This window comes from Kitasatospora sp. NPDC058444, assembly GCF_042721415.1.
GTDB lineage: Bacteria > Actinomycetota > Actinomycetes > Streptomycetales > Streptomycetaceae > Kitasatospora.
This window is the reverse complement of sequence record NZ_JBHXLL010000030.1, coordinates 30,968-44,790: the sequence shown is the minus strand read 5'-3', so window position 1 is coordinate 44,790 and position 13,823 is coordinate 30,968. Positions and strand designations below refer to the sequence as shown.

Below are 13,823 nucleotides of genomic sequence, written 5' to 3'. Positions count from 1 at the left end.
TCCAACGGCTCGGCCTCCTCCGCCGGGATGCGCCAGGGCTGGGACGGGTCGAAGTACTGGTTCAAGAACGGCAGCGGCGAGTGGCGCTGGACCAGCCACCACGACGTCTACGCGAGCCGCACCGGGACGTCCGGCGGCGGCTCGGCCGGCACCGCCGCCCGGACCGCCTCCAACGGCTCGGCCTCCTCCGCCGGGATGCGCCAGGGCTGGGACGGGTCGAAGTACTGGTTCAAGAACGGCAGCGGCGAGTGGCGCTGGACCAGTCACTACGACGTCTACGCGAGCCGCACCGGGACGTCCGGCGGCGGTCCGGCCCAGGCCCCCGCCCAGCCCGCACCCCCCGCGAGCCGCCCCTCGGCGAACCCCGCGCCGGCCTCCGGGAGCATGGAGGCGGCCATCGACTACGCGCTCGCCCAGCTCGGCAAGCCGTACGTCTGGGGTGGCAACGGCCCGTCCGGCTACGACTGTTCGGGGCTGGTCCAGCAGGCCTACCGGCGCGCGGGGATCAGCCTGCCGCGGGTGGCCGACGACCAGTACGCGGCGACCACGCCGATCACCGCCGGGCAGCTGCGCCGCGGCGACCTGGTGTTCTGGTCCGACAGCGGCCGGGCCTCGGGGATCCACCACGTGGGGATCTACCTGGGCGGCGGCACCTTCGTGGAGGCACCGCGGCCGGGCAAGACCGTCCGGGTCTCCACCCTCAACTCGGGCTACTACCCGACCCACTTCGGGCGGCCGTAGCCGCGGAGCACGGAAACGGGCCCCCGGCGGCATCGCGCTGCCGGGGGCCCGTTTCCTTGCTCCTCAGGGCAGTTGCGGCGCCGAGCAGCCGTGACGCTGGGCGGAGCGGGTGGCGAAGGTGCGCAGGGCCGCCTTCTCCAGGGCCGGGTCGGGGGCGCCGGCCCGGCTGCCGTCGAACACGGCGTCCACCGTGAAGAGGGCGGTGGCGCCGCCCGGGCAGGTGGCGGTGGCCCAGGCCAGGTCGTCCCTGGCGCCGGCCGGGCCGGTGACCGGGTAATCGGCGACGGAGGGGAGGACGTCCGCGAACGGCGGGTAGTACGCCCCCAGGCGGAAGCGCGGGGTGTCCTGGCCGGCGTAGAGGAAGCAGTCCTCGATCGGGGCGTTCGGGTCCGCGGGCGCCTCGCCGGTGAGGCCGGGCAGTCCGGCGCAGGTGCCGTTCGCCGCGCCGTCCGGGACCTTGGCGTACCGGGTGTCCGCGGGGACCTCGGTGATCTCCGCCCCGGAGGGCGCGGTGCAGCCCCAGACCCGGGCCGCGCCGTCCGCGGCCCGGGCGGCGATCCGGGCGAACCGGGCCCGCTGGGCCGGGTCGTCGCCCTTGAGGGCGACGCTCTCGACGGTGACCAGCAGGCCCGCGGAGTTCGGGCAGTCCAGGGGGAGGACGGCGGTCGTGCGGAGCCGGCCCTCCAGGTCCAGGACGCCCCGGCGGCCCTGGCCGAACGGCATCACCATGGTGGTGGCGAGGTTCGGACGGTCCCGCTGGAGATCGTGCAGCGCCCTGCCGGCCTCCTCGGGTGCCCGGCCGACCCGGACGTCGAGGAAGCCGCCGGAGGGCTTCCCGGCGGCGACCACGGTGCAGGATGCCAGGCCCTCCGGGGCCTCGGCCTCCTTGCCGCGCACCCGGTCGCCCCCGAGCAGGGCCTTGACCTCGGCGGTGTCCACGCTGCCGTGGCAGAGCCCGGCCAGCGAGCGGCCGTCCTGCCAGCGGTCGTACCCGCCGCCCAGGTAGAACACGGCGCCGGCGGCGAGGACCAGCCCGACGGCGGCGGCGACCGGAAGCCGCCACCGCCGACGTGCCCCGCGCGGTTCCGCGGGCCCGGGCGTCACTTGTTCTCGCCCCCGCGGCCGAGGGCGGTGGCGGCGTCGCTGCGACCGGTGTTGTAGATCGTCCGCATCTGCTGCTCGTCCCAGTCGACGGCCGGGGAGTCGGGGTTGAGGCCGGCCCGCTGCTGCTGCCACTTCTCGACCATGGCGCTGATCCCCTCGTGTCCGCTGCGGCCGTTGGCGCCGGTGAGGGTGTTCGCCTCGATCTTGCCGGCCGCGGCCGCGTTGATCTCCTCGGTGGCGTTCATCTGCCAGCCCATGATCCCACTGCCGAGCAGGCTCTGGGCCACGTCCGCCACCCCGGGGATCGGGACCAGCTTCAGCGGGGTGCCGATGCCCTGGTACATGCCCTTGGCCCGCCAGGCCGCGACCTTGGTGTCGTCGTCGCGCTGGTCGAGGATGGCGTCGGCCTGGACGGCGTCGTACACGCCGAGGGCGACCGAGGAGTTGGCCATCACGCCCTTCCACTCCTTCTCGCCCACGTTCGGCGGGAGTTCGGCGAGCTGCTGGGCGACGTGCACCATCTCGGCCTGCTGGACGATGTGGTGGGACTCGGGGTCGTCGGCGATGCCGCGCAGGACCCGGATCAGCGAGCCCTTGTCGGTGGCCATCCTGGTCTCCCCGGTGACCGGGTCGACCCAGACGCCGCTGGCGTCCTCGCCCGCGTGGTCCTTGGAGGCGCGGTTGCTGCCGGAGAGGATGTCGTGGGTGTCGGCGGCGTAGTCGGCCAGCGCGTTGGCGATCGGGCGCTGCATGCCGGACGGGAGCCCCTCGTGCTTGACGCCGCCGTCCAGCAGGTTGACGGTGTCGCGCATGACCCGGGCCTGGGCCTCGGTGTGGTGCCGGACGCCGTCCTCCTGCCCGGCCCGGTCGCCGGTGGCGGCGGCCTCGATGGCCAGGCCGAGCGAGTGCTGGCCGTGCACGTAGCCGCCGCCGCGGCCCATCTCGGAGGGCCAACGGCGGTCGTCCACCAGGTACTTGAGGTGGTCGTTGGTCCGCGGGTCGCCCGGGTCCAGGAAGCGGGTGGAGGCCTGCGGGTTGTGGCTGAGCGACTCCATGAAGCCGACCATCGCGTCGCCGCCGCGCCCGTCGCCGAGGTGGTCCCAGCTCGGCTGGGTCGAGTCGGGCGACCAGATGAGCTGCGGGTCGGTCTTGGTGGCGCGTTCGAACTTGAGCAGGCTGTCGCCGTAGGAGTTGAGGAAGTCGCTGTCGTACTCGCCGGAGCGCATCAGGCTGCTCATCAGCTGGTAGCCCCGGGGCTGCGGTCCGCCGCCCGGGTGGTTGATGACCTGGGGGCCGAGCTTGAGCATCTCGTTCTCCCAGTCCTGCATGGGCTTGGAGTGGCTCTGGGTGGCGGTGCCCAGGGTCGCGCCCAGCGAGGCCTGGAGCTTCTTCACGGCCTCGTTGCGTTCCTTGCTGTACGCCCCGAACTTGGCCGGGTCGTTGGCGTCGCGCCAGAACTCCAGGGTGCCGCGCGGGCCGAGCGTGGTGGCGAACTGCTCGGCGAACGCCGGGTCGTTCCTGCGCTTCTCCAGCAGGGCGTTGAGCCTGGTCAGCTCCTCGACCGAGAGGTTGCCGCCGCCCTTCCCGGCCAGGGTGAGCGCGTCGTCGAGGTCCTTGCGGGCTTCGGTGGCCTCGGCGATGCTCTTGTAGCCGTTGGCGTTGAACGAGTAGTCGTTCGCGCCGTTCGGGTCCGAGCGCAGCGCCCAGGCGGCGGCCTGGTCCGCGTCGGCGGCCTGCTGGAGCGCCGCTTCGAGGCTGTGGACCAGGTCCTCCACCGCGCGCTTGCGCTGCGGCAGGAAGACCCGCTCGTAGTCCGGGTCGTTCTGGGCGGTCTTGTCCTTCAGCAGCGGATGGACGTCGGTGACCTTCCCGGTGCCGTCCACCTGGAGGTGGTTGGCCGGGCCGTCCTCGTCGGCGATCTTCTTCAGCCGGGCCTGGGCGGCGGCGAACTGCTGGGCGGCGTCGGCGAGCAGCCCGCTGATGTCGGCGGACTCCTTGCCGGCGGCCTCGATCTGCTCGGCGGCCTTCTGGATCTGCGCGCGGGCCTGGGTGGCGGCCTCGCCCTCCCAGCCGGCGGCCAGCTTGTTGGCGACCTCGTTGGTCAGCCGGTCCTTCAGGCCGCTGTAGCGGGCCTGGAGGGTCTTCCACTCCTCGGCGGCCGCGTGCAGCGCGTCGAACTTGGCGTTGCGGACGATCTCGTAGGTCAGCACGGTGGTGGCCCCCTCAGTTCCCGCCGGACAGGTTCTGCTTGTTGGCGTTCTCGGTCGCCGTGTACTGGTCGGCGGTCTTCCGCAGCCGCTGGGCGAGGTCGTAGAGGAGGTTGCCGAGCGTGGAGACCTGGCTGTCCCAGCGGATGGAGCGGTTGCGCAGCTCCGGGCCGGTCTGCCAACTGGTCAGCGACGCATAGGCGTTGGTGGTCTTCTCCTGGGCGTTGTCGTCGACGGTGTGGAAGTTGCCCCTGATCTCGTCGACGGTGCCGGCCCGCGCCTTCAGGTCGGCGGGGGTGACGGTCACCTTGCCGCCGCCACCGCCCCCGCTCCCGCCGCCCCCGGCGGAGTTGAGCCGCATGCTCGCGTACTTCTTCCGGTCCTCGTCGTCGAACAGACCGTCCCAGGCAGGATTGTCGGCCAAAGCGTTCCCCCGTATTGGCGTGGCATGAGTGAAGTCTTGATGCGTGCTTGATGGTTCATTGACCATGACTTGTCAGCCCCGCCGATGGTTCCCGGACCAACGGACGATCCGGAACGCCGCAGGCCGCGAACGGCGCCCGGGACGGGGCGAGTTCGCGGCCTGCGGGGGAGCGGTGCGGTTCCGGGCTCAGGCGGAGGCGGCGTCCAGCAGGGCGGTCTGCTCCGGGGTGAGCTTCAGGGTGGCCCCGGCCAGCAGCGGCGGGAGCTGCTCGACGGTGCGGGCGCTGGCGATCGGCGCGGCGACCGTCGGCCGGGCGGCGAGCCAGGCCAGGGCGACGGAGGCGGGCTCCACCTCCAGCTCGGCGGCGACGGTGTCCAGCGCCTTCAACACCTCGGGGCCGCGCGGCTCGGCCAGGTAGCGGGCCGCGCCCTCGGCGCGGGCGCTGTCCACGCCGCCGACGCCCGGACGGTACTTGCCGGTCAGGAAGCCGGAGGCCAGCGCGTAGTACGGGACGGTGGCCAGGCCGTGATCGGCGACCACGTCGGCCAGCGCGCCCTCGAAGGTGCCGCGCGAGACCAGGTTGTAGTGCGGCTGGACGGCGACGTACTTCGCCAGGCCCTCGCGCTCGGCGAAGGCCAGCGCCTCGGTGAGCCGCTCGGCGGAGATGTTGGAGGCGGCGACCGCCCGGACCTTGCCCTCGCGGACCAGTTCGTCCAGCGCGGTGACGAACTCCTCGACCGGGGTGTCGTCGTCCCGGTGGGTGTAGTAGAGGTCGATCCGCTCGACGCCCAGGCGGCGCAGCGAGTCCTCGGCCGCGGCCTTGACGTTGGCGGCGCCCAGGCCGCTGCGCTCGGCGTGCATGCCGACCTTGGTGGCGATCACGATGTCGTCGCGGTTGCCACGGCTGCGCAGCCAGTTGCCGAGGACGGTCTCCGACTCGCCGCCGGTGTTGCCCGGGGCCCAGGAGGAGTAGACGTCGGCGGTGTCGACGAAGTTGCCGCCGGCGGCCGTGTAGGCGTCCAGGACGGCGAAGGACTGCTGCTCGTCGGCCGTCCAGCCGAAGACGTTGCCGCCGAGGGAGAGCGGGAAGACGGACAGGTCGGAGGTACCGAGTCGCACCCGGTCGTGGTTTCCGGTCATGGGGGAAGTCAACCGGATCGCGCGGCCGGTCATTCCGGAACCGCGCGGTGTTCACGGAGCCGTCGTGCCGCTGTCGCACGTGGGGGTGGTGTGTTCCGTGCGACGGGGGTCCGGGGTGTGCCCGAGGTGGGCCGATTCGTTAGAGTCCGTGCCATGGCTGACAACGACTACGACCCCGCCGGCAGCACCCAGATGTTCCGGGCGTTCGTCGACGAGACCCCGGCGGCCCAGGCCCCGGGCAACGTTTCCACCTACGGCAGCAGCAAGAGCGGCAGCCGCACCGGCGTGATCGCGCTGATCGCCGTCGTCGCGCTGGTCGTCCTGGGCGGCGTGATCTGGCTGGCGGTCAAGTGACCCTCGCGCGGGTGACCCTCGTCCGGGTCACCCGCGCGACGGGAGAGGAACGCGTCAGCAGGGCTTGCGCCAGGCGTCCAGTTCGAGCTTCTTGCGCATCGAGCTGAAGCCCAGCGACTTGGCCTTGCCGCAGAACCGGTCCGTGTCGAGCTTGTACTCGACGTGGAAGACCGCCTTGCCCGCCTTGACGAAGGGGGCGACCCGGTCGCACTCGTCGAACTGCGCGCACTCCTCGTTGACCGCGAAGTCGAAGTCCGGGAGCAGCGCCGGGATCTGGTCCAGGTCGTTCTTCAAGCCGATGGCCAGGCCGCGTTCGTGGGCGAGCTGCGCCAGCATCCGGTTGTACCTGAGCTGGTCGTCGGCCGTCAGCGGGAAGCCGCTGTTCTGGTTGTAGGCCTCGATGGTGTCCGGCTCGACGGCGTCGAAGCCCTTGCTCCGGCACATGTCGAAGCGGGCGGCCATCAGCGGCCTCAGCTGGTCGAGCTTGCGGATGTCGAACCACTTCTCGCCCTTCCAGCCGGTGTCCGAGCCCTGGAGGGACTTGGCGAAGGCGGCGGAGTCGGGGCGGAAGTCCTCCCAGGAGCCGGCGTTGATGTAGCAGATCGCCTTGCGGCCCTTGGCGTGCAGCGCGGCCACCACCGAGGCGTCGTTCTCGAAGCCGTCGATGTCGTAGACCGGGACGTCCACCGACTGGTCGACGCCGCCGCCGAGTTGCCACTGCCAGGCCAGGCCCGGGGTGGGCTGCCAGCGGGCGCCGGCCGGGGGCGCCGGGTTGCCCGGCGGGGTGCCGGTGCCCGGCGTGGTGGCGGGCGGCGGGCTGCCGGCCGGGGTGCCCGGGGCCAGCGCGGTGGTGCCGGGGGTGGTGGCCCCGGGGGTGCCCGGGGCGGCGGTGGTCGCGTCGGGGGTGCCGGGGACGCTCGGCGCGGTGGCCGCGGGGGAGTTGCTCGGGGTGCCTTCGGCCGAGTCCTGGTCGTCCTCCGATCCCGAGCTGCTGCACGAACTGACCAGCAGGGCGGTGGCGGTGGCGAGGGCCAGGGCGGCCGGAAGCAGCCGGTTGCGACGGTTCACGGTAGTCGGACTCCGGATCGGGTCAGGTCAGTTCAGCGGCGTTCAGGCCGTACGGCAGGGTGCGCCAGGGGTTCTCCCCGGCTCCCGGTACGGCGCAGCCGACGCCGGCTCGCCGGGCGGCGATCAGGGCGGCGGCGTCCTGGGCGTGTTCGGCGGGGACGTCGTAGACCAGGTGGCAGAAGCGGGAGGCCGCGTGCCGGCCGGTCCACAACGGCAGTGTCATGTCGCGGTAGGCGTCCCAGTCGCCCTCGAAGGTCACCAGCAGGTCGGCCAGGCCGACTTCGGCGTAGCCCGGGTCCGGGTGCTCGCCGTGGCCGAACACCACGGTGCCGCAGCCGGCCGCGCGGGCGGCCGTGGCCAGCCGCCGGTAGTGCGCGAGTGCGCCCGGGTGGGTGGTGACCTGGTCGAGGTAGACGCCGGTGATGCCGTGTCGCTGACGGTACGTCAGGATGTCGGCCACCACCGCCGCGTGCGGGCGGCGGCCGTAGTCGGTGTCGGCGTAGCCGACCAACGGCAGTCCGGCGGAACGGAGTCGGTCGGCCGCCTCGGTGAAGACGTGGTCCGGGACGTCACCCGGGCCGTCGGCGAGGTTGAGCACGACGGCCGCGATCCGGGCCGGGTCGGCGGCGGCGACCGCCTGCCAGGCCGCCGGGTCCACCGCGGGGTGGACGTACAGCGGCACCAGCAGGCGGCCGTCGGGGGTGTGCCCGGTGGTCATGCGACCACCGGGTCGGACGTGGGCGCGGCGGTGCCGAGCCACAGGTCGCGCAGGGTGTCGGCGAGGTCCGTCTCCGGCTGCCAGCCGAGCTCCCGGGCGGCGGCCGACACGTCGGCCTGCTGCCAGGAGACCGCGGCCGAGCGCTCGGAACCCGCCCCGCTCTCGTCGATCCGGCCGGTGAAGCCGGCCGCGGCGACCAGCCCGTCGGCGATCGCCCGGACCTGCCGGGCCCGCCCGGAGGCCAGGTTGAGCACCCGGGGGAGCGGACCGTCGGCGGTGACGGCCAGGCCGACCGCCGCGGCCACGTCCCGGGCGTCGACGAAGTCGCGGTAGGCGGAGAGGTCGCCGACCGTGATCACGCCGTCGGTGCCCTCGGGCGCCACCCGGCGCAGCTCGGCGGCCAGCCGTCCGGGCAGCGAGCCCGCCGGCGCGCCGGGGCCGACCGGGTTGAACACCCGCAGCACCACGGCGTCCAGCGGCGAGCCGGCCACCGCGAGGGAACCGGCCAGCTTGGTCGCGCCGTACACGCCGACCGGACGGGCGTCGGCGTCCTCGGCGAGCGACTCGCCCCGCGCGCAGACGCCGTACTCGCCGGCCGAACCGATGTGCACCAGACGGGCCTTCGGGGCGCCGAGGGAGAGCGCCTCGCAGAGCACCGCCGGGCCGCGGGCGTTCACCTCGGCGAGCTTGACCGCGCTGCCGGCCACCGCGCCGGCGAAGTTGACCACCGCGTCGGGGGCCAGCGCGGACAGTTCCTCGCCGAGCGGGCCGGCCTGGGCTGTGGCCAGGTCCAGCCGGAGATCGTGGGCGGGCCGCCGGCCCGCGGTCAGCACGGTGGCACCGGGCAGTGACCGCAGGACGGCGGTGGCGTGACGGCCGAGGAAGCCGTCGCCGCCGAGGAGCAGAATTCTCACGCGGCCCGTCCGTCGCTCTCGACGCCCGCGGTGGCGGGCTCGGCGGGCTCGTCGTCCGGGGCGGTGCGGGCGGCCGGGATCGGCAGCTCCGCCACGCTCGGCGTGAGCGGGGTCGACTCGAAGGGCATCAGCACCGGGCGGATGGTGGAGAACTCGGCGTTGGCCCGGTCGTAGTCGTCGGGCCGGCCGATGTCCAGCCAGTAGCCGCCGAACTCGTACGCGGACGGCGGGGTGCCGGCGGCCAGCAGGTCCAGCACCAGCTCGTCGAAGCCCAGCGGCAGGCCGGGGGTGTACTTGGCGAGCGCCGCGCGGGAGACGCCGTACACGCCCATCGAGACGCGGTAGTCGATGCTGGGCTTCTCCTGGAAGCCGGTGATGGTGCCCTCGTCGGCGGTCAGCACACCGAAGTCGATCTTGACTTGGCGGGCGTAGGTGGCGATGGTCAGCGGGGCGCCGGACGCCTCGTGGTGCTTGAGCACCCCGGCGAAGTCCAGGTCGGTCAGGATGTCGCCGTTCATCACCAGGAAGTGCTCGGGCAGGCGCTCCTGCATGGTGAGCAGCGGGCCCATGGTGCCGAGCGGGCTGTCCTCGACGGCGTAGCCGACCCGCAGGCCCCACTGGGAGCCGTTGCCGACGTAGGCGCGGATGATGTGGCCGAGGTGGCCGATGGCCAGAGTGACGCTCTGGAAGCCCGCGGCGGCGAGCTGGCGCATCACGATCTCCAGGATCGCGTGCTGGTCGCCGATCGGAACGAGCGGCTTGGGAAGCGCGGTGGTGTACGGGCGGAGACGGACGCCCTTACCGCCGGCCAGGATCACTGCGTGCATGGTGTTTCCCCCACGGAAAGGATGTGCAGGACACGAACCTTGGTTACCAGGACGAGCAAGATCGGTTGCGGCGGATCAGACGTTGTAGATGTCGGTCTTGTAGCGGGCCAGGTTGGCCGGGTCGCGGAAGAACTCGATGGTCTGCTCCAGGCCCTGCTCCAGGCTGAAGTTCGGGGCCCAGCCGGTGGCCCCGCGCAGCCGGGTCGCGTCCGCGACCAGGCGCATGACCTCGGAGTTGGTCGGACGGATGCGCTGCTCGTCCTCCTTCACCACCAGGTCCACGCCCATCAGCTTGCCGACCAGGGTGACCAGGTCGCCGACCGAGATCTCGCCGCCGGTGCCGGCGTTGAAGGTCCGGCCGACCACCGTCTCGGCGGGCGCGGTGCCCACCGTGCGGAAGGCGTTCGCGGTGTCCTTGACGAACATGAAGTCGCGGGTCGGGCGCAGGTCGCCGAGGGTGATCTCGGTCTGGCCGGCCGCGACCTGGGCGATCACCGTGGGGATGACGGCGCGCATCGACTGGCGCGGCCCGTAGGTGTTGAACGGGCGCAGGGTGACGACCGGGGTCTCGAAACTGGCGTGGTAGCTGTCGGCCAGCCGGTCCCCGCCGGCCTTGGAGGCGGCGTACGGGGACTGGGTGTTGATCGGGTGGTCCTCGGTGATCGGCACGGTCTGCGCGGTGCCGTAGGTCTCGCTGGTGGAGGTGTGCACCAGGCGGGGGATCTCCAGGTGGCGCACCGCCTCCAGCACGTTCAGGGTGCCGGTGACGTTGGTGTCCACGTACGAGTGGGGGGCTCGGTAGGAGTAGGGGATCGCGATCAGGGCGGCCAGGTGGTAGACCGCCTCGGTGCCCTTGACCAGGCCGTTGACCGAGCCCGGATCCCGGACGTCGCCGAGGATGATCTCGACCGAGTCCAGCACCTCCTCGGACAGGGTCTCCAGCCAGCCGAAGGACGAGAACGAGTTGTACTGGACCATCGCGCGGACGTGGTGCCCGTCGGCGACCAGGGTCTCGACGAGGTGGGAGCCGATGAAGCCCTCGGCTCCGGTAACCGCGACGCTGCTCATGCGGATTTCGCTTTCTCGATCTGCCGGGGCGGCCGGACGCCCTGCGGAGGCCGGCCGCCGTAGGCCCGGTGGGTGTCTCAGGTGAAACGGGTACGGCGGTGCACGCGAACGGAGGCGTGCGGGATATTCGATGTGTTCAGCGGTGCTGGGTGGTGCGGCCGAGCGCGGGCCCGGCGAGTGCGGTGAGGACGACGGCGGCCGCCCCGCAGCCGATCAGCTGCAGGACGATCGGGTCCGCACCTGCCAGCAGCCCGGCGCTCTCGGCGACCGCGGCGGCCAGACAGACGAGGGCGGTGCTCCAGCTGAACCCGAAGGCGTTCAGCAGCAGCGCCAGCCAGAGCGAGCCGCCGAGGAGCAGCATCGCGCCGAGCTGCGGCACGCCGAGCGCGGGGGCGCCGGGCCACAGCACGGTCGCGGCGGCGTCAAGCGCGGCCACGGTGGTGAGGTAGATGAACAGGCAGCCGAGCAGGATCGCGCCGGTGCGGCGGGAGAACTGGCCGCTGGTGTGGCTGGTGCGCAGCGCGGCGACCGCCAGCGCCCGGTAGCGGAAGAGCAGCCACTCGGCGAGGCCCAGGCTGAGCGTCAGCGCGATCATGGCCGGGCCGGTCGGGGTGGTCGACGTGGCCTGCGCGGGGTGGCCGCCGCTCTGCACGGCCTGGTGGATGGTCCCGCCGAGGCCGGCGATCAGCGTGAGCGCGCCGCAGGCCAGGCCGAACAGCAGGTGCGGGACCTCCTGGCGGACCGGCAGCCTCAGCTCGACGGAGTCGCGCTCGCCGCCGCGGACGCAGACCAGCAGCTCCCGGACGGCCAGTCCGACCGCCAGGGCCACCGAGGCGAGCAGCACGACCGTACGGACCAGCTGCGGGACGTCCACCGCCAGCACCACGCCCGCGCCGACCGAGGCCGGGGCCAGCGACAGCAGCAGGAACTTCTCCCGCCCGAGCACCAGCAGCACGGTGGCCGCGCCCAGGTAGCAGGACTGCCCGGCGGCGAAGCCCAGCGCGCCGAGCGGCCCGCCGACCACGTACGCGGAGGCGGCCGCGACCAGCGCGCCGACCGGGGCGCCGACGGCCAGGCAGACCGCGGCCTCGCGGCGGCGCAGCCGGCCCAGCCAGCGGTAGGCGCGGTGCGCCAGCGCCTGGTTGAAGCCCCAGCTGACCAGCGTGGCGACGGACAGCGCGAGCATGCCCGAGGGCAGGCCGAAGCGCGTCCGGGTGGTCGCGAACAGACTGGCGCCGAGCAGGTAGCCGAGCCCCGGCAGGGCGAACACCAGGCCGCGCACCACGCAGCGCCAGGGGTCGGCCCGCCAGGGGTTGGCGAACTCGGAGCTCGGGCCGGGGTAGCGGCGCTGGACCTTCTCGAACAGCTCCTCGGCGACGGTGAAGGCGTCGGGGCGGCCGTACAGCAGGGCGGCCTGCTCGTCCGAGAGGCCGTCGGACTCCAGGAAGGCCGCGATCTCGTACGGGTGGACGGCGTCGGCGCAGACGTCGCGCAGGCGCTCGGCGAGTTCGTCCAGCGGGTCCGCGGAGAGGTAGAGCGATTCCTCGGGCTCCGACTCCGGCGCGGCGGGGCGACGGCGCTTGAGCGGCAGGGTGCGCAGCTGCACGGTGTGCTCGGATCCGGCCTCGTCCGGAACCAGACGGAGTGGACCACTCATGCTCCGACCTCGCTGTGCTCGGGGCGGGCGGCGGCCAGCTGCTGGTCCCAGTCGGGGCTGGGGACCTGGTCGGTGACGGCGACCACGCCGCCGGGCATCCAGCGGGCGGTGCCCAGGAGTTCGGTGTAGATGCCGCGGAATCCGTCGATGTTCTGGCGGAGGGTGAACTGCTCGATCACCCGCAGCCGGGCGCCCTCGCCGAGCCGGGCGCGCCGTTCGGCGTCGCGCAGCAGCTCGATCGCGGCGGCCGCCATCGGCTCGGGCTCGCGCGGCGGGACGACCAGTCCGGTGTCGCCGACGGCCTCGCGCACGCCGCCGACGTCGGTGGAGACGGTCGCGCGGCCGCAGGACATCGCTTCGATCAGGGTGAACGGGAAGCCCTCGCTGATGCTGGAGAGCATGACCACGTTGCCCGCCGCGTACGCGTCGGTGATGTCGGCGACGCGGCCCTCGAAGGCCACCGAATCGGCTATGCCGAGTTCGGCGGCCAGGGCTATGCAGCGGTCCCGGTACGCCTCGCCGCCCTTGGGAGTGCCGCCGAAGAGCCGCAGCCGCGCCTCGGGGATCTCTCGCTGGACGATGGCGAAGGCCTGGATCAGCGTCTCCAGGTCCTTGATCGGGTCGACCCGGCCGGCCCAGCTGAGGGTCGGCGTCTCGGGTTCGGGGCCGGCCGGCGGGAAGGCCGCCGGGTCCACTCCGTTGTAGACGGTGCGGATGTGCGAGGACGGCGTGCCGCCGCGCTCCTCCCAGCGCCGGTTGTACCGGTTGCCGGGGGTGACCAGCGCGGCCTGCCGGTAGCTCTCCTCGGCGAGCATCCGGTAGAAGCCGAGCAGCAGTGCCTTGACCGGCCAGCGGTACGGGCCGGTGCGGTAGCCGAGGTAGCGCTCGCGCAGGTAGATGCCGTGCTCGGTGAGCAGAAACGGTACGCCGTACTGCTGGGCGGCGATCAGCCCGGGCAGGGTGGCGAGCCCGCCGCTGGCCGCGTGCGCGACGCCGTCCTTCGGCGGCTCGGCCGAGAGCGGCCGCAGGGCGTGCTCCAGCAGGTCGGTGGCGTTCAGGGCGTCGTGCAGGGTGGGCCGGGAGACGGCGGTCGGCAGGTAGTCGCGGGTCCAGACCTGCTGGAGGGTGCGCAGCGCGCGCTCGCTGCGCAGCGCCGGGCTGAGCAGCCCGCGCCGGGCGAGGTCGGCGAAGTTGTACAGCTCGGTGCCGAAGTGGGTGGTGTAGACGGGATCGAGGATGGAGTGCAGGAAGCGCTCGTACGCGTTGAGGAAGCGCCGCATCTCCTTGCCGCGGGGCGGCCGGCCTTCCGAGGCCGGCCCCCACAGCGGTGCGGTGGTGACCGACCGCACGTTGGCGGGCAGCTCCCAGGCCAGTGGTTCGTGCCCGGTTCCGGTGACGGCGATGACGTCGAACTCGACGTCCGGCATGCCTTGAACGAGCTGGTCGCACCAGACGCTCACGCCGCCGTGCTGGTGCGGATACGTCCCCTCGGTGAGCAGGGTGACGCGCATTCCTGTCCCCCCTCCTGTTCTTGCGTCGGTTCCGGCCTGGATGGCCGGAACGGGAGCCGTGGCGGGGCCGGGCCGGGCGACCGGCCCGAC

Annotated in this window: 12 protein-coding genes and 1 pseudogene; 2 read left to right on the top strand and 11 right to left on the bottom strand. The window is 73.1% G+C overall.

Features of this window, described 5'->3' with window-relative positions; all coding sequences use genetic code 11:
• On the top strand, positions 1-741 hold a 741-nt coding region (locus tag ACFWP2_RS27160; RefSeq protein WP_380456055.1), incomplete at its 5' end, for a C40 family peptidase.
• Positions 742-804: 63 nt separating this feature from the next.
• On the opposite strand, the gene ACFWP2_RS27155 is transcribed toward ACFWP2_RS27160, so the two are convergent.
• The 4 genes from ACFWP2_RS27155 to ACFWP2_RS27140 form a co-directional block, all read right to left on the bottom strand.
• The gene (locus ACFWP2_RS27155) at positions 805-1,845 is read right to left on the bottom strand and encodes a hypothetical protein (RefSeq protein ID WP_380456052.1); all 1,041 of its coding nucleotides are present in this window, start codon (positions 1,843-1,845) and stop codon (positions 805-807) included.
• On the bottom strand, positions 1,842-4,055 hold the full coding sequence (locus ACFWP2_RS27150; protein WP_380456049.1) for a WXG100 family type VII secretion target: 2,214 nt from the start codon (positions 4,053-4,055) through the stop codon (positions 1,842-1,844). Before ACFWP2_RS27150 ends, ACFWP2_RS27155 begins: the two co-directional genes overlap by 4 nt.
• Positions 4,056-4,068: 13 nt before the next feature.
• Positions 4,069-4,476, bottom strand: a complete 408-nt coding sequence (locus tag ACFWP2_RS27145; protein ID WP_380456046.1) for a WXG100 family type VII secretion target — start codon at positions 4,474-4,476, stop codon at positions 4,069-4,071.
• Positions 4,477-4,662: 186 nt separating this feature from the next.
• A complete protein-coding gene (locus ACFWP2_RS27140) occupies positions 4,663-5,616 on the bottom strand; it encodes an aldo/keto reductase (protein ID WP_380456043.1) in 954 nt (317 codons plus the stop codon).
• 153 nt (positions 5,617-5,769) lie between these two features.
• Here ACFWP2_RS27140 and ACFWP2_RS27135 point away from each other — a divergent pair, with 153 nt between their 5' ends.
• On the top strand, positions 5,770-5,970 hold the full coding sequence (locus tag ACFWP2_RS27135; protein WP_380456040.1) for a hypothetical protein: 201 nt from the start codon (positions 5,770-5,772) through the stop codon (positions 5,968-5,970).
• 54 nt (positions 5,971-6,024) lie between these two features.
• Here the strand turns inward: ACFWP2_RS27135 and ACFWP2_RS27130 are convergent, their stop codons facing one another.
• The 7 genes and pseudogenes from ACFWP2_RS27130 to pelF form a co-directional block, all read right to left on the bottom strand.
• Positions 6,025-7,038 (bottom strand): endo alpha-1,4 polygalactosaminidase, encoded by a 1,014-nt coding sequence (locus ACFWP2_RS27130; protein ID WP_380456037.1) that lies wholly within the window; start codon positions 7,036-7,038, stop codon positions 6,025-6,027.
• 22 nt (positions 7,039-7,060) lie between these two features.
• On the bottom strand, positions 7,061-7,756 hold the full coding sequence (locus ACFWP2_RS27125; protein WP_380456034.1) for a spherulation-specific family 4 protein: 696 nt from the start codon (positions 7,754-7,756) through the stop codon (positions 7,061-7,063).
• Positions 7,753-8,670, bottom strand: coding sequence for an NAD-dependent epimerase/dehydratase family protein (locus tag ACFWP2_RS27120; RefSeq protein ID WP_380456030.1), 918 nt, complete (start codon positions 8,668-8,670; stop codon positions 7,753-7,755). Before ACFWP2_RS27120 ends, ACFWP2_RS27125 begins: the two co-directional genes overlap by 4 nt.
• Positions 8,671-8,795: 125 nt before the next feature.
• Positions 8,796-9,497, bottom strand: a pseudogene (locus tag ACFWP2_RS27115) (NDP-sugar synthase); the annotation flags it as partial.
• Positions 9,498-9,572: 75 nt separating this feature from the next.
• Complete coding sequence (locus ACFWP2_RS27110) at positions 9,573-10,565, bottom strand: SDR family NAD(P)-dependent oxidoreductase (RefSeq protein ID WP_380456027.1); 993 nt, start codon at positions 10,563-10,565, stop codon at positions 9,573-9,575.
• 136 nt (positions 10,566-10,701) lie between these two features.
• Positions 10,702-12,222 (bottom strand): hypothetical protein, encoded by a 1,521-nt coding sequence (locus tag ACFWP2_RS27105; RefSeq protein WP_380456024.1) that lies wholly within the window; start codon positions 12,220-12,222, stop codon positions 10,702-10,704.
• Positions 12,219-13,733, bottom strand: a complete 1,515-nt coding sequence (pelF, locus tag ACFWP2_RS27100) for a GT4 family glycosyltransferase PelF (RefSeq protein ID WP_380456021.1) — start codon at positions 13,731-13,733, stop codon at positions 12,219-12,221. The genes ACFWP2_RS27105 and pelF overlap by 4 nt, the downstream gene beginning before the upstream one ends.
• Between the last annotated feature and the right edge of the window lie 90 nt (positions 13,734-13,823).

Excerpts from the sequence above, each read along its gene's own strand:
- ACFWP2_RS27140 (WP_380456043.1), bottom strand. The coding sequence starts at position 5,616 with ATGACCGGAAACCACGACCGGGTGCGACTCGGTACCTCCGACCTGTCC.
- ACFWP2_RS27135 (WP_380456040.1), top strand. The coding sequence starts at position 5,770 with ATGGCTGACAACGACTACGACCCCGCCGGCAGCACCCAGATGTTCCGG.
- ACFWP2_RS27125 (WP_380456034.1), bottom strand. The coding sequence starts at position 7,756 with ATGACCACCGGGCACACCCCCGACGGCCGCCTGCTGGTGCCGCTGTAC.
- ACFWP2_RS27110 (WP_380456027.1), bottom strand. The coding sequence starts at position 10,565 with ATGAGCAGCGTCGCGGTTACCGGAGCCGAGGGCTTCATCGGCTCCCAC.
- ACFWP2_RS27105 (WP_380456024.1), bottom strand. The coding sequence starts at position 12,222 with ATGAGTGGTCCACTCCGTCTGGTTCCGGACGAGGCCGGATCCGAGCAC.
- pelF (WP_380456021.1), bottom strand. The coding sequence starts at position 13,733 with ATGCGCGTCACCCTGCTCACCGAGGGGACGTATCCGCACCAGCACGGC.